Here is a 14,182-nt window from a genome sequence, read left to right as displayed (position 1 = left end):
GAAAACTGGCTCGATTGGTAATATCGCCATTAGCTTAGCGATAAGGATTGAATTGATGCACATAACAGGTTCAGCTTCGCTCATCATTTTGAGCCTTTTACTACTTTCTTTGCCCACCAGAGCCGAATGGATAGAAGCCAGCGGAGAAGCAACTATTATCAATGGTAATACAGCTCAAGCAAGGGAAGAAGCAATTAATCAAGCTGTTAGCTATGCGACATTAAGCACAGGTATTCAAATATCCAGCGAGCAACAAACCTCTAATGGTAACCTCACACAAAATAACTTTGCGATAAATCGCAACGCCCAAGCCATAAACATCCAACTCGTAAGTGAACAAATTCAGGGAAATAAAATATATGTATCCCTACGCCTCGATCTAAATGATGATCCAACACAACAGTGTCCTAATGGCCAATTAAAGGCCGCTATTTTAATACCTCAAACACAAATAAAAGATCGTTCTCAGCTTAGATATGGACAACTTTCAGGCTTTGAAGAGGTCATTTCAGAGGCGTTAGGGAACACTATAGAAGATTACTCTTCAACTGGCTTTAGTCACATCCATGCTAACGAGCGACTCGATATTGAACAAGACCTAGTGGATATTCGCGGTTATCGACTTCCAAGCTGGCTCAGTGAAATTACCGACAGCCAATATATTCTTCAACCGCAGATCATTGATATATCGATAGAGCCTGTACAACCCACCTTCTTAGGATTTTGGGATGAAGCTCCGCTAAGGCAATTTCAATTCAAACTCAGCCTCTATCATGGGATCAGTGGCGAAGAGGTCTGGAGCAAAAGCTACAGCACATCGGCCCCATGGGAATTTGAAGAACAGGCTATCATTGCTCCCAACAGTAATAGATTCTGGCGTTCCTCCTATGGAAAAAGTATTACTCAATTAATATTGCAAGCTACCCGAGATTTAGACAGCACACTTAATTGCAGGCCATTACTTGGCCAAGTCGTTAGCCGACAAGCAGACAGGATTATATTAAATCTAGGCCGTAAACATGGCATTCGTGTCGGTGATAAATTCCAAGTAGTATTACAACAAAACTTACCCGATAGACTCAATGAAATGCGCGCCGTCGCGAGCAAAAGTCGTGCAACGGTAAAAATTGAGCAAGTAAGCGAAGAAAGCGCCACCGCAGTACTTGTAGACCAAAATGCCGCCTACAATGTACAGATAAACGACATAGCGCTTAAGATTTAAGCAACTAAATCATAAGCCTTTTAATCAAAGATAAAACCAGTATAATCACTGTCGTCTCTTCATAGCTCAACAGGATAGAGCAGCCGCCTCCTAAGCGGCCGATCGGGGTTCGAGTCCCTGTGGAGAGACCAGATAGTGACCTTGGTGATATCAAACTCCCAGAAATCTTCCGGAGAAACGGAATGACCGAGCTATTTGCGTCTAATCTCAATATTATCGTTAAGCGTTGGCCTATAGTAGCCGCTGCGGTCAAAAGCCAAACCATCAATGAATTAGATGCCCGCCTTGTCAACGGTCGCAATCAAACTATCAGTGTCAATGGTATTCAGCTCAGTAGTCGTCATAACCGCATCGCCGAAGCACGGCTCTTTATCAGTACATTACCTGCAGATGCAACTCACGTAACCGTCTACGGTGTCGGTATGGGAGATGTACCAAGTTTACTTATCGATAATCCACAGTATCTTTCAATTGATGTTTGCATTTTAAACCTCAGCGTTTTTGCCCTCCTCATCAGTTACACAGATCAAAGCGAATGGTTAAAGCATCCGAACATTAATTTGACTGCGCTTCCAAGCACAAAGTTAAATTTTCCAAATATTGCAATTACACCAGATCTCGCCCTTGTCAGTGATGAAAATGCGACTCTCAGAGACTTATTAGTCATGGAGCTCAATCGTGAGTTCTCTAATCAGCGACATCAATCTGATGATCCTGCAATATTAAAACGCTTCGAGGATAACCAACTCTATATTACTCACGATCCTGATGCCGCGAGCTTAATAAATAGTCATAGTAGTTATAAGGCTATCGTAATTGGCTCGGGTCCTTCTTTAGAAGAACATTATGATTATCTGCAACAAATTAGTTCAAGTTCCCATAGACCACTGATCATTGCGGCCGATACAGCATTACGTGGTTTACTTCACAATAATATAAAACCAGATATTGTGATCTGCATTGACGGGTTAATAGGCGAATACCATTTACCGCTAGCCTCAACTCATGACATCAATCTTGTTTATTTTCCCCGAGTTGATCCAATTGTACTTAATGCTTGGTTAGGCCAAAGATTTATTGCCTATGGAGGCAGTAAAATATATGACAAGCTCGCATCTCGATATCCCAAACTAAGACTGTTCACGAGTGGAAGCGTCATTCATCCGGCAATTGATTTAGCGATCAAATTAAAGGCAAAAGAAATTACCCTATTAGGGTGTGATTTTTGTTATTGCAATAACAAGAGTCATGCGTTCTGGAATGATCACAAATTTGGTCAAAACGATATAAAAGAACAAATATGGGTTAATGCGGTTATTCAGAAAGTGAAGGAAGCTAAACACTGGTTGATCAATGGCAAAGGCCAGCGGATAGCGACGGATCTAAACCTAAGAGCATATCTCAGACACTTGGAACACTATATCGCCAAGCATCCAGAAGTAAAGTTTTACCAAGCGAGTTTATCAGGCGCTAAAATTCGCGGTTCTCAGTATAAGGACCTTATATTATGAGCTTAAGCCTACAAGATTCACTGCGGCAAACGGCAGGTTTATTTAGACTCGGTCAAGAAGCAAAGGCTTCAGTAGAGTTACGGTTATGTCTTGATAAAATAGAAAAAAACTGCCCAGAACTTGTCCTTAATTCGACTTTTCAGCAAATATTGCCTGCTATGCTTCAGGCACAAGAGCAACACGATTGGTTAAGCCTTGCCGATTATTTAGAGTATGAACTAATAGAACTAGTCTGATAAAGCAAGAGCAACAGGGCATCAAGCTTCCCAGAGACTTGCCGTTAATAGACTATACCGAGCCATTTGCGAGTAACTATGACTACACATTCACCTATTTTTATCGCTGAAGTCTCCAGCAACCATCATAGAGACTTACAGCGTTGCATTGAGTTTATTAAAACTGCTGCAGACATTGGTTGCGATGCCGTAAAGTTTCAGCTTTTCCAAATAGAGCAACTTTTCGCTCCCGAGATTCTGGCTAAAAGTGAAACGCATCGAAAGCGCAAAGATTGGGAGCTCCCAGTCAGTTTTTTGCCTGAATTAAAACAAAGTTGTGATAAATATGGCATTCAGTTTTCTTGTACACCATTCTACTTAGATGCAGTGGCAGAACTGGCTCCATATGTCGATTTTTATAAGATTGCCTCCTACGAATTGTTATGGACGGATCTACTAGTAGCCTGTGCAAAAACGGGATTACCTGTTGTTCTTTCAACTGGCATGGCTACTTTAGAAGAGATAGATCAAGCGGTACTCACGCTAAAAGAAAATGGCGCGAAAGACATCACCTTGCTTCATTGTGTATCGGCATACCCAACTCCTGAGAATGAATGTAATCTTGCGGTATTAGAAAGCTTTAGAAACCGCTATCAAGTTAACGTTGGCTGGTCTGATCATACTGTCTCTAGTGCGGTACTTAACCGAGCTGTACACAAATGGCGAGCCGATGTCATAGAGTTTCATTTAGATTTAGATGAAAAAGGCGATGAATATGCTTCAGGACATTGTTGGCTGCCACAACAGATAGCACCCGTAATCCAAGGTATAAAATTAGCCAATGTGATTGATGGCATCCCAGAAAAACAATTTGTTGCTAGTGAAGCCTCAGATAGAGAATGGCGAGCGGATCCCCTTGATGGATTACGTCCATTGCGGCATCAAAGAGAGAAATTTGGAGTATCAGAATAATGAGTTTGTCCCCCATCACAGTGGCAGCAGATGCTGTTATCGAATTTTTGGCACATCAGGGTATTTATGCACTCCATAACTATCCAGGAGGAACAATCGCTCCCCTCCTCGATGCATGCAAACGATTTGGTGTTGCCGTTTATACATCTCGTAATGAACAAGGAGCAGGTTACGCAGCTTTAGCTCAGGGGAAATTAACGCAGTTACCCGGTATTGTTGCAGTGACATCGGGGCCAGGCGTAACGAATGTGCTAACCCCTGTCGCTGATGCCTATTTTGATGGCATACCTATGCTGGTGTTCACCGGACAAGTCGGTACGGGAGATCTCACCGGAAGCAAGTCTGTTCGTCAATCAGGATTCCAAGAGGTCGATACCCCAGCCCTAATGAAGCCGATCACTAAAGCACAGTTTCAACCCCAAAATATTGTGGAATTATACGAAATCCTTCCACAGGCATGGGCTCTCGCTTTAGAAGGCAGAAAAGGCCCCGTTTCCATTGATTTACCAATGGATGTGCAACTCACCGCAGTTACAGAGCCAATCAAGCTGATTACAGCTGCATTAGCGAAAACCAATACAGCAGAACTTGATGTATTTGTTGATACCCTAATTGAAGCAATAAATACTTCGCAAAGGCCAGTCATTATTTGCGGTAATGGCATGACGACTCCTGCATTAGTAGAAGCATTGCATAAACTGAGAATCCATTGGCCAGCTGCTGTCAGTCATAGTCTTTTGGGTATCGGAGTTCTACCCACTGATGATAATGGCTGTTTAGGCTTTCATGGTCATACCGGTAGCCAAATTGCAGGTAAAGCCATTGCAGAATCCGATTTATTACTGGTTTTAGGATCTCGATTGGATGTCCGCCAAACGGGTACGCTTAAAGCGGATTTTGCAGCAAATGCAAAAATTTTCAGAGTTGATATTGATGAAGGTGAATTAGCCCACAGCCGCATTGCACACCATGCAGCAGTTCATTCTGGACTTACTGAGTTTTTCGATACTTTATTAAAGAATCAACACAAATTATCAGTTCCAGAACTTTCTGAATGGAATAACACTATCACGCAATGGCGTGACCAATTTAGTTGGCCATATCCAGAATATCCAGGTATTGCACCAGATAAACTACTCAAAAAACTCAGTGACAAGTTACCCGAAAGTACTTTAGTCACAACTGGAGTAGGTGCACACCAACACTGGGTTGCTAGACACTTCAGATTTGCACTACCGCAGCGCAAACTTTTGACTTCTGCAGGACATGGCACTATGGGGTATGATCTCCCTACCGCTATCGGTGCAGCTATTCACGCTCCTGAGTCTACAATTCTCTGCATTGCTGGGGATGGTTCGTTTCAGATGAATATCCAAGAGTTAGACGTCATCAGTGAATTAGGACTTAATATTAAAATTCTTGTTGTCGATAACCATAGATTAGGACTTGTTTCCCAGTTTCAACTGATGAATTGGGAAACCGATACTGCATGCGGCAATAAACATTCGCCCAATTTTGCCCTCATAGCCCAAGGTTACGGTATTCAAGCTATCCATTGCTCCGAAGAAGCTGAACTAGAACAAGCGCTCACCGCATTTATCGAAGCCAAAGGGGCGGTTTTACTCCATGTAGAGATAAATCCTCAACACGATATTTTACCTATGCTACTTGGTGGACAAGCCACAGATAAGATGTGGCCATATTTTGATGCTCAAGGCAAGCCAAGGGGCCAGAACCATGACTAAGCTCGTGCTCATAACAGGTGGGAGTCGTGGTATCGGTGCTGAATTAGCGCGTAGTTTTGCCGCCAATGATTATTTAGTCGCAATGACATATTGCCATAATGCAAATGCAGCAACTAAGTTAGCAGAGGAGCTAGGTCCAAATGTGTATGCATTTTATCTAGATCAGTCTATTCCTGACAGTATAAGTACCTGTGTTAACGCAATTGAACATCATTTTTCGCGTACTATTGATATTCTTATAAATAATGGGGCTATTGCGCAGGAAAAGCCTTACTTAGAAATCACAGCTAACGATTTTGAAGCGATGCTCAATACTAATTTACGTGGACCATTTCTGCTAACTCAAGCCTGTATTCCAGCAATGCAAGCAAATACATGGGGAAAGATCATCAACATTAGTTCTATTGGCGGACAATGGGGAGGATTTAACCAAGTTCATTATGCTGCGGCAAAAGCCGGTTTACTCAACTTAACTAAGTCTATTGCTAAAATATATTCCGCCGACGGCATAAATTGTAATGCTATATCAATCGGCCTAGTTGAAACAGAAATGACACGTAATGAGTTAGCATCTGAACTGGGTAAACAAAAAGTGGCAGCAATTCCGGCTAAACGACTGGGCCATACTAGCGATATAAACGCTATCGCATTATTTCTTGCTTCCGATGACAGCAGTTATCTTTGCGGGCAAACGCTCAATGCTAATGGCGGCATGTATTTTAGCTAGTTGATATTAGGATAGACGATGATCAGAAACTGTTTTTTATGCGGCGCTGATACAGAAAACATTTTCAGCTCAGATTGGGTATTACCAGGCCTTGGAACAACAAAAATCGGTTTTTCTATTTGTCCAGATTGCGGATCGGTTAGCCAGAGTCCATCGGTTTCTTTTGACGAAATGATGACCTTTTATAGTTCAATAGCGGTATACACCAATCCAGGTCGTAAAGAACGCCCAAGTGAGTCGAAAATCAGAGATGTTGATGAACAGATCCGCTTTATAAAACGAGGCATCGGTGAATTGCCAAAATCAGCAATGCAAATTGGCAGCTCAGACGGCTACACTTTGTCGCAATTTAGAGATGCTGGTGTAACGCGAGTTTTGGGCGTAGAACCTGGGACTGCCTCTGTTTCACTTGCAAATCGACTTTACAATATTGACTGTATTCATGGTAGTGCTGAAAGTTTTGAAACAGAAGAATCTTTCGAGCTGATTATCCTTACCCATGTACTCGAGCACCTTTACCATCCACAGAACACATTGAAGAAATGCCGTAAAATTCAGGACTCTGAGGGCGAAAAATTTATCTACGTTGAAGTACCTCTAATGGCTAATCACACGAGCCTGTGCCCAGGATTTTTTTCCTTTGAACACATCAATTATTACACTAAAGAAAACCTAATACAGAGCCTACGGCTAGCTGGATACTCACCAATCTCCGTTGTGGAGCATTTTAATAGTAACTTGTCACCTATCATTGGAGTACTCGCCAGTACAAAAGAGCAACATCACTATGTTGATTTCCATGCAGATGTTGAAGTTAATCGTCAACGGCTCATTAACTACCGTCAAAAAGAAGTCAACTATTGGCAAGGCTGCTTAGACAAAGTGCTGGACAAATTGCAGCAATGCAAACGCATATTTCTTTGGGGCGCAGGGATCCACACCTGTCAACTGGTAGCCAATACTAACCTACTCCAACATTGTCAAATCGACGGTCTGACAGATACTTCATCCCTAAAATGGGGGATCAAACAAGGTAAGTGGATCTGCCAAGACCCTGTAAATATCAATTGGCAGGAAGGGGACACTGTTTTGATTTCCTCCTATGCATCAGAAAAGGAAATTTTTAATGCCTTGTCGTGGCTTAGGGATAAAGGTGTCGAAACCTTAAAGCTGCATAGCATTGACAATAAAGAGCACGCTAATGCCAAATAAAGATAAACACCTGCTTATCATAGGGGCAGGCATTGAAGCCTGTGAAGGCATAAAAATTGCCAAAACTATGGGTCTTAAGCTCATTATTGCCGACGGTAATCCGGCTGCACCAGGTTTAGCTATGGCAGATTGGGCCATTATTGCAAGCACCTATGATGGAAATGCCATACTGACTAAGACTCTGGCACTGATAACTTCTGGTGTTCGAGTGGATGGCGTTATAGCTATGTGTGCCGATGTACCGTTAAGCGTAGCAACCGTCTGTAATGCTCTAGGACTAGCGGGATTATCACTCGAGTCCGCATTCTGGGTCTCGGACAAGCTCGCGATGAAACAACAACTACAAAAAATGGGCATCCCTATTCCTCGTTTTTGCGCAGTGGTAAATAAAGCCACACTTCATGTATGCGCCAATGAGATTGGCTTCCCTTTGGTGATCAAACCCGTAGACAGTCGAGGCGCTCGAGGAGTGCAACTCATTGAGCAGACATCACAACTTGATGCAGCATGGACACTCGCCCATCATGAATCACCAACTGGCCGTGTGATGCTTGAAGAATATCTCGAAGGTCCTCAATTTAGTACCGAAACCCTAGTCGACAATAGCCAATGTTATACCTTAGGCTTTGCCGACCGTAACTATGAGTGGCTTGAACGCACTAAGCCATTCATCATAGAAAATGGTGGCGATGCTCCAACAGCATCAAATGAAAGTGTTCGCTCTGCAGTCATTTCATGTGTCGAGCAAGCAGCGTTAGCCTTGGGGATCTGTTCCGGAGTCGCAAAAGGCGACATGGTATTTACCGATACTGGTCCTAAGGTGATCGAGATAGCTGGTCGCCTCTCAGGTGGCTATTTTTCAACCACTCAAATTCCACTAGCGTGTGGGGTAAACTTTGTCGAAAAAGCCATCAAACTCGCTCTTGGACAAAGTCTATCGGTTGAAGAAGTCACACCCTCTAAACAACAGGCGGTAGCCATACGTTATTTGGATCTTCCTGAAGGTAAAGTCAAATCTATTTTCAATCATGATGTTGCTTCTAAAGCACCTGGAGTTCAGTTACTCAAAATATTCATTACTCCGGGTTCCATCATAGCTCCGCTGTCAAATCATACTCAACGAAGCGGTTTTGTCATTACCACAGCAACCAGCAAGCATGAGGCCATTGAGCTAGCTCAAGCTGCACTATCACTTGTCAAAGTGACGTATGAATAGGATATCGGCATGACGCCAGTAAAAATTTACGCTATTTTTCATATGAATCTGGCATTCTCATCCATAGAGAAAGAATCACATCTTGAAGTAGTACAGCGATGCTATTGGCCTTTGCTGCAACTGATCGAAAATGGGATTCCGCTCGGATTGGAGATGACAGCATACACGCTTGAAGCAATTCAATCTGTAGACCCCGATTGGATTAAGTGCTTCAAAACGTTACTGAATGAAAATCGTTGTGAACTTATTGCGAGTGGCGACAGCCAGATCATAGGCCCACTAGTACCTGCCGATGTTAATCGTCATAATCTTCGACTTGGGCAAGTATCCTACAACCGTATTCTAGGTTACAAACCAACAATCGCTTATCTTAATGAACAAGCTGTTTCTGCAGGGCTACTGGATATTTACCTTGAAGTTGGCTTTGATGCTGTTGTTGTGGAATGGGATAACCCCTATTCGCATAATCCTAATTGGCATACTGATTTATTGAAACGTCCCCAGTCCCTAGTTACCGCATTAGGTAACGAAATTAAGGTTATCTGGAACCATGCAATCGCCTTCCAAAAGTTTCAGCGCTATGTACATGGGGAATTATTACTCGAAGACTATCTGCAATACCTCAATAAAGTTATACAACCTGGATGCCTTGCTTTTCCTCTCTATGGCAGTGATGCGGAAGTGTTCGATTACCGCCCAGGACGTTACAACACAGAAGCAGTTCAAGCAGATAAAGAGTGGCAACGAATTGACCTACTATTTAAAACATTAAATAGCGATGCAAGATTTTTATGGAGCCCTCCATGTGACGTAATGACATTATGGCGTCCATCTCCAGCGTTAACACTGACGAATGCCGAACATCCCGTCTCAGTAAAGAAACAAGCAAAATATAACATTAATCGTTGGGCATTAAGTGGGCGCAATGACTTACAACTCAACAGTGAATGTTTTGCTGACTTCCAAAAACTGAATAAAGACACAGCAACCGATCATCAATGGCGGCAGTTGTGCCGACGATGGGCCAGCGATCTGCGAACTCATTTAACCCAAAAACGATTTGAGGCGTTGGCAGTTCAAAAGCCAATATTTAAACCATCGACTTTAATCAGCCAAAATACACAGCAGACAAATATCATCCCAGATAATGTCCAAATTGAATTTGACGAAGCAAGACGAAAACTCAGCATACAAACACCAGAAATCCATCTAATACTCAACGCAAACAGAGGATTGTGCATAGAAAAGTTGAGTTTTATATCACAGGGATTCACACCCATTTTAGGCACACTCTCACATGGCTACTTTGACCACATCAGCTATGGCGTTGATTTTTTTAGTAACCACTTATTAATGGAAAGATTCAGACATAGAGACAGAGTTACGGACCTCAATAAAGTTGAGTATCAGATTTTAAATACTGCCAATGACTTACTTATACTCAGTCATCAATCATTACGCTCAGGTGGATTAAGCAAATGGTATAGATTAAGTGGCGAAAACCTAACCTGTGGTTTCACTTTTGATAACCATACTCGGCCTGAAGCATCACTGCGGCTTGGGTATGTCACATTACTCGATTGCAGCCAAAGAAACTGGTACCAAACTCACTTAGGTAGCGATACCTTGGAAACCTTTCAGGCCAAAAATGATTTTAATCATGGTAATCCAGTATCATCAATTGTCTCTGCTACCAGTGCACTTGGCGCTACGGCTGGAGAAGTGCGTTTCGGTTCAGGGCCTTCTGGCGTAAAACTTAAATGGGATCCCGCACACTGTGCAGCATTACCTATGATTTCTAGCCAAAAAATTAATGACAACTACCTTAATAGGTTATGGTTTTCACTCATTGAAGCCGATGAAACGCTTAAGGAAGATGGTTACTTGCCAAGTTTTGAATACAGTATAAGTCCATGTTCACTCCAATGTGAGACCCACAAATGAAGACCATTGCCATAGTTGGTGCTCGATTAAATTCTAGCCGTCTACCAGGAAAGCATCTGTTGCACCTAGCCGGTAAGCCTATGATTGAGCGGCTATGGTGTAGGTTAACCCGCTGCAAGGAAATCGATGACATCATACTTGCTACCACGGCAGATGATTACAACCGCCCACTGGTGAATTGGTCGCAAGATCAAAATGTAAACTGTTTTACTTTCGAAGGTGATGTCAATGATCTCATGGGGCGCTTAGATGCAGTCATAAATACATTTCAACCTCAATATATTGTCTACATCTGCGGCGATTGCCCCCTAGTCGATCCAGATTTTATCGATCATGCGATCAAAGAATTAAAACACCATCCAATCAAAGACAGTATTGTTCTTACTGAGGGAATAATGAGTATTCACGAAGGTATGGCATTTTACAGCTTCACGGGCTGGAAGAAACTGTTAGTGGCGAGTCAAAGTGACATGTCTCGTGAACATGTTGGTTATGCTGATAAACTGATACCCGTATTAGAAAAACTCAACATCACCGACAGTGATGATTTTTCAGCGATAAAACATAGGATCTCAGTCGATACCCATGCCGACTACCTTTTCATGGAGAAAATATACCAGCGTTGGTTCCAAGAGAATACTAGCGATTCTATTGTGAACTTGAAATGGGTTCAGTCGCAGCTTCTGGCGGATCCTGAACTTCGAGCTCTGAATAATCACGTACAACAAAAACGTCCAGATACGCACTATAAAAAGGCACATATACTCTGTCATGCAGGGAAAGATATCGGTATGGGACATCTCAAAAGAAGTGCTTTTATCGCTAACTTACTGCAAGAACATTTATCGTTAGGAGTCACTCTACATATAGTTGGTGACAAACGCACCGACTTACCTTGGCTGCAAAGTACTGCAATATGGTACAAAAACGAACAATCGGCGCTTTCCCAAATGCTGGAAAATAGCACCGCACTCTGGATAGTAGACATTCATCCACATTACATAGACAAGGTTCTTTTAAATTCAGCCCTTACCAAGGCAAAATCAGCAAACACTAAACTGCTAGCCATCGACAAAACCGATGCTGATATCAATTTCTTAGTGGATGCCATATTTGTACCTGCATTTTTTTGTCAGTCAGCTTCAGATAAAACAACATACGGCTGGTCGCATTACCTGTTCACACCGCAGAAAATAGTGCCCAAGGAAAAGCGGGTCCTGATCACCACTGGCGGCAGCGATGCATTGCAATATGGCTCTTGGTTACCGGCAATAATAGAAACACAGGTCCCAACCACTTATAAAATAACTTGGGTACAGGGGCCCTATGCAGACAACCCGAAACTACCTAACCAAGAAAGATGGGCTCATGTCATTAACCCTGAAAACTTACCCGAGCTAATGTCAAAGTCAGAAATTGTTATTTGCTGCTATGGCATTTCTCTGTTTGAGGCGATTGCATCTGGATCACTCACACTGCTACTCCCAACCGACTCACTCTGCGAGCCACAAGAACTTGATGCGCTAGAGAAAGCAGAATGTTGTCTCATTAGTCGCTCACGAGAAACCATAACCCAAGGTATTCAAGCGCTATTTACATCGGAAAGCCAAATGTTTCGAGAGCGATGTCTAAATAATGCTGACCAGCACTCCCTTGAAATAGAGGGGGGAAACAAGTTGTGTCAGTTAGTTAGCCGTTTAATCGAGGATGCTCATGTCAAGCTGTGATGGATATATTCTCAGCGTTGGAGCTGGGCAGAATCAAGTTCCTCTGATCCTAAAAATTAAAGAAATGGGCTGGAAAGTCGTATCTTGTGATGCCAATGCTCAAGCGCCAGGAAAGATGATTTCGGATCTGTTTATCAATGTCAGTACCTATGACGCGACACCGATCATTGACGCCATTATTGCAGAAAATATCAAATTAATCGCAGTGCTAACGAGATCAACAGGCAAGCCAGTGGTTAGCTGCGCAATGATTGCTAAATATTTTAAACTCCCTGGACTAGATATAGACAATAGTGAAATTTTCACCCACAAACAAAAATTATTACACGCGCTCAGACTACATGATATTGCTGCACCAAGAATATTCGATATTCATAATCCTATCGATTACCCTGTCTTTGTAAAACCTGCCAATACTGTAAAATCTCACGCAGCAATGAGTTTATGTAATTCAAGCATAGACTTAGAGCAAGCTTACTCAAATGCGGTATCAGTATCCTTAGATGGCTCGGTAAATATTGAAGAGTACTTGCTTGGTCAGGACATTGTCTCAATAGACTTCGTTTATAACAGTCAGATATTGCACCTATGTACCATAGGCGAAATATCAAACGGACCGCCTAGCTTTGACGGCATAGGTTGGTATACCGTCTCACAAAACTTAAACGAAGTGGCACAAAGCCAGTTTTCATGTATGAGAAATGCTTTGGCAATTCAACATGGTTTTTTTCAAACGGCAATGAAATTTAATCCGATTGACGAACAATGTAAAATCTATGAAGTTCATGCGGAAATTGGTGGCGACAAAGTCAATGACATCTTCATTCCAATGATGAGCAATGGCTATGATGTATTTGAAAACAACATTCATCTCGCTCTCGGAAAATCCCCAGAGTCGATAAAACAAACAGTTCCCATGCTACTGCTATTTAAGCAAAAACTTGAACAATACAACATCAAATTACCAGATTCGGGATACCAAGAATGTGCAGAGATCGACGGCTGCTTGATACTCTCATTCACGTATCAATGGCAATTAAATGCATTTTTATCAAACACAACAGGAAGAGCATTCTCATTTAATACAGGAGCTAAAGAATGAGCTGGGAAACACATTATCGGGAAGTCAGAGCAAAAAAACCTTTGGTTTGGCCGGATATTAATGTCATAAGACAGGTTTCTAGACTGGACCTAAAACCAGATGCACGACTTTTAGATCTTGGATGTGGCGAAGGACGTAACATCAGAGCATTGTTGGAGCTGGGATTTCGGCAAGTATATGGCGCCGATCAAAGTGCGGCAGCACTTGAAATAGTTAAATCTCGCTATCAATTACCGCAACAACAACTTTTATGTGGTTCGGTACCGGATGTGTTAACCCCCTTCTCGGCCCAACACTTTGATATGATTCTTTGTTGGGGGCTGATGCATTATTTGAAGCAACCTGAATTTACTCTACAAGCAATTAGCCATGTTCTTAAGCCAGGTGCAAGTCTAATCATTTCTTTCAATGCAAAAGAAGAGTGCAGAAAAACTGTTGATACAGTGAAGAGCTATTACGATGATAATGAGATACGTCAGTTAATTGAGCGTGCAGGATTAACCATTCAATCCATCGGGAAAGTCACTGATGAAAACTTTACTGATGGCAGAATCGAGTCTTATTACTGGTTAACTGCACGTAAATAAAA

The 14,182-nt window shown here is 42.3% G+C and carries 12 protein-coding genes and 1 tRNA gene; all 13 read left to right on the top strand.

What is annotated here, in order from left to right; translation table 11 throughout:
* Positions 1 to 55: 55 nt before the first annotated feature.
* The 13 genes from CKQ84_RS15300 to CKQ84_RS15240 all read left to right on the top strand — a co-directional run bounded on the left by CKQ84_RS15300 (position 56) and on the right by CKQ84_RS15240 (position 14,180).
* Positions 56 to 1,222 carry a flagellar assembly protein FlgT gene (locus CKQ84_RS15300; protein WP_105251924.1) on the top strand — a complete coding sequence of 389 codons (1,167 nt, stop codon included), beginning with the start codon at positions 56 to 58 and terminating at the stop codon, positions 1,220 to 1,222.
* A gap of 55 nt (positions 1,223 to 1,277) precedes the next feature.
* A tRNA-Arg gene (locus tag CKQ84_RS15295) sits at positions 1,278 to 1,353 on the top strand.
* Between the two features lie 51 nt (positions 1,354 to 1,404).
* Entirely contained in the window at positions 1,405 to 2,733 is a 1,329-nt protein-coding gene (locus CKQ84_RS15290) for a motility associated factor glycosyltransferase family protein (RefSeq protein ID WP_105251923.1), read from the top strand.
* Positions 2,730 to 2,969: a hypothetical protein gene (locus tag CKQ84_RS15285; protein ID WP_105251922.1), complete on the top strand. Its 240-nt coding sequence runs from the start codon at positions 2,730 to 2,732 to the stop codon at positions 2,967 to 2,969. The genes CKQ84_RS15290 and CKQ84_RS15285 overlap by 4 nt, the downstream gene beginning before the upstream one ends.
* Before the next feature lie 78 nt (positions 2,970 to 3,047).
* Positions 3,048 to 3,920 carry an N-acetylneuraminate synthase family protein gene (locus CKQ84_RS15280; RefSeq protein WP_105251921.1) on the top strand — a complete coding sequence of 291 codons (873 nt, stop codon included), beginning with the start codon at positions 3,048 to 3,050 and terminating at the stop codon, positions 3,918 to 3,920.
* A complete protein-coding gene (locus CKQ84_RS15275; protein ID WP_105251920.1) occupies positions 3,920 to 5,665 on the top strand; it encodes a thiamine pyrophosphate-binding protein in 1,746 nt (581 codons plus the stop codon). Before CKQ84_RS15280 ends, CKQ84_RS15275 begins: the two co-directional genes overlap by 1 nt.
* On the top strand, positions 5,658 to 6,392 hold the full coding sequence (locus CKQ84_RS15270) for an SDR family NAD(P)-dependent oxidoreductase (protein ID WP_105251919.1): 735 nt from the start codon (positions 5,658 to 5,660) through the stop codon (positions 6,390 to 6,392). The genes CKQ84_RS15275 and CKQ84_RS15270 overlap by 8 nt, the downstream gene beginning before the upstream one ends.
* A gap of 18 nt (positions 6,393 to 6,410) precedes the next feature.
* A complete protein-coding gene (locus CKQ84_RS15265; RefSeq protein ID WP_105251918.1) occupies positions 6,411 to 7,604 on the top strand; it encodes a bifunctional 2-polyprenyl-6-hydroxyphenol methylase/3-demethylubiquinol 3-O-methyltransferase UbiG in 1,194 nt (397 codons plus the stop codon).
* On the top strand, positions 7,594 to 8,820 hold the full coding sequence (locus CKQ84_RS15260) for an ATP-grasp domain-containing protein (protein WP_105251917.1): 1,227 nt from the start codon (positions 7,594 to 7,596) through the stop codon (positions 8,818 to 8,820). The genes CKQ84_RS15265 and CKQ84_RS15260 overlap by 11 nt, the downstream gene beginning before the upstream one ends.
* A 9-nt stretch (positions 8,821 to 8,829) precedes the next feature.
* The gene (locus CKQ84_RS15255) at positions 8,830 to 10,764 is read left to right on the top strand and encodes a glycoside hydrolase (protein ID WP_105251916.1); all 1,935 of its coding nucleotides are present in this window, start codon (positions 8,830 to 8,832) and stop codon (positions 10,762 to 10,764) included.
* A complete protein-coding gene (locus tag CKQ84_RS15250; protein WP_105251915.1) occupies positions 10,761 to 12,491 on the top strand; it encodes an NTP transferase domain-containing protein in 1,731 nt (576 codons plus the stop codon). The genes CKQ84_RS15255 and CKQ84_RS15250 overlap by 4 nt, the downstream gene beginning before the upstream one ends.
* Entirely contained in the window at positions 12,478 to 13,593 is a 1,116-nt protein-coding gene (locus CKQ84_RS15245) for an acetyl-CoA carboxylase biotin carboxylase subunit family protein (protein WP_105251914.1), read from the top strand. Before CKQ84_RS15250 ends, CKQ84_RS15245 begins: the two co-directional genes overlap by 14 nt.
* Positions 13,590 to 14,180, top strand: a complete 591-nt coding sequence (locus tag CKQ84_RS15240; RefSeq protein WP_105251913.1) for a bifunctional 2-polyprenyl-6-hydroxyphenol methylase/3-demethylubiquinol 3-O-methyltransferase UbiG — start codon at positions 13,590 to 13,592, stop codon at positions 14,178 to 14,180. Before CKQ84_RS15245 ends, CKQ84_RS15240 begins: the two co-directional genes overlap by 4 nt.
* Positions 14,181 to 14,182: the final 2 nt, after the last annotated feature.

The sequence above is a fragment of the Shewanella sp. WE21 genome (assembly GCF_002966515.1).
Classification (GTDB): Bacteria; Pseudomonadota; Gammaproteobacteria; order Enterobacterales; family Shewanellaceae; genus Shewanella; species Shewanella oncorhynchi.
This window is presented reverse-complemented; position numbering and strand designations above follow the sequence as displayed.

What these genes read in the sequence shown, in the direction of transcription:
- CKQ84_RS15300 (WP_105251924.1), top strand. Translation starts at nt 56, where the DNA reads ATGCACATAACAGGTTCAGCTTCGCTCATCATTTTGAGCCTTTTACTA.
- CKQ84_RS15290 (WP_105251923.1), top strand. Translation starts at nt 1,405, where the DNA reads ATGACCGAGCTATTTGCGTCTAATCTCAATATTATCGTTAAGCGTTGG.
- CKQ84_RS15285 (WP_105251922.1), top strand. Translation starts at nt 2,730, where the DNA reads ATGAGCTTAAGCCTACAAGATTCACTGCGGCAAACGGCAGGTTTATTT.
- CKQ84_RS15280 (WP_105251921.1), top strand. Translation starts at nt 3,048, where the DNA reads ATGACTACACATTCACCTATTTTTATCGCTGAAGTCTCCAGCAACCAT.
- CKQ84_RS15275 (WP_105251920.1), top strand. Translation starts at nt 3,920, where the DNA reads ATGAGTTTGTCCCCCATCACAGTGGCAGCAGATGCTGTTATCGAATTT.
- CKQ84_RS15270 (WP_105251919.1), top strand. Translation starts at nt 5,658, where the DNA reads ATGACTAAGCTCGTGCTCATAACAGGTGGGAGTCGTGGTATCGGTGCT.
- CKQ84_RS15265 (WP_105251918.1), top strand. Translation starts at nt 6,411, where the DNA reads ATGATCAGAAACTGTTTTTTATGCGGCGCTGATACAGAAAACATTTTC.
- CKQ84_RS15260 (WP_105251917.1), top strand. Translation starts at nt 7,594, where the DNA reads ATGCCAAATAAAGATAAACACCTGCTTATCATAGGGGCAGGCATTGAA.
- CKQ84_RS15255 (WP_105251916.1), top strand. Translation starts at nt 8,830, where the DNA reads ATGACGCCAGTAAAAATTTACGCTATTTTTCATATGAATCTGGCATTC.
- CKQ84_RS15250 (WP_105251915.1), top strand. Translation starts at nt 10,761, where the DNA reads ATGAAGACCATTGCCATAGTTGGTGCTCGATTAAATTCTAGCCGTCTA.
- CKQ84_RS15245 (WP_105251914.1), top strand. Translation starts at nt 12,478, where the DNA reads ATGTCAAGCTGTGATGGATATATTCTCAGCGTTGGAGCTGGGCAGAAT.
- CKQ84_RS15240 (WP_105251913.1), top strand. Translation starts at nt 13,590, where the DNA reads ATGAGCTGGGAAACACATTATCGGGAAGTCAGAGCAAAAAAACCTTTG.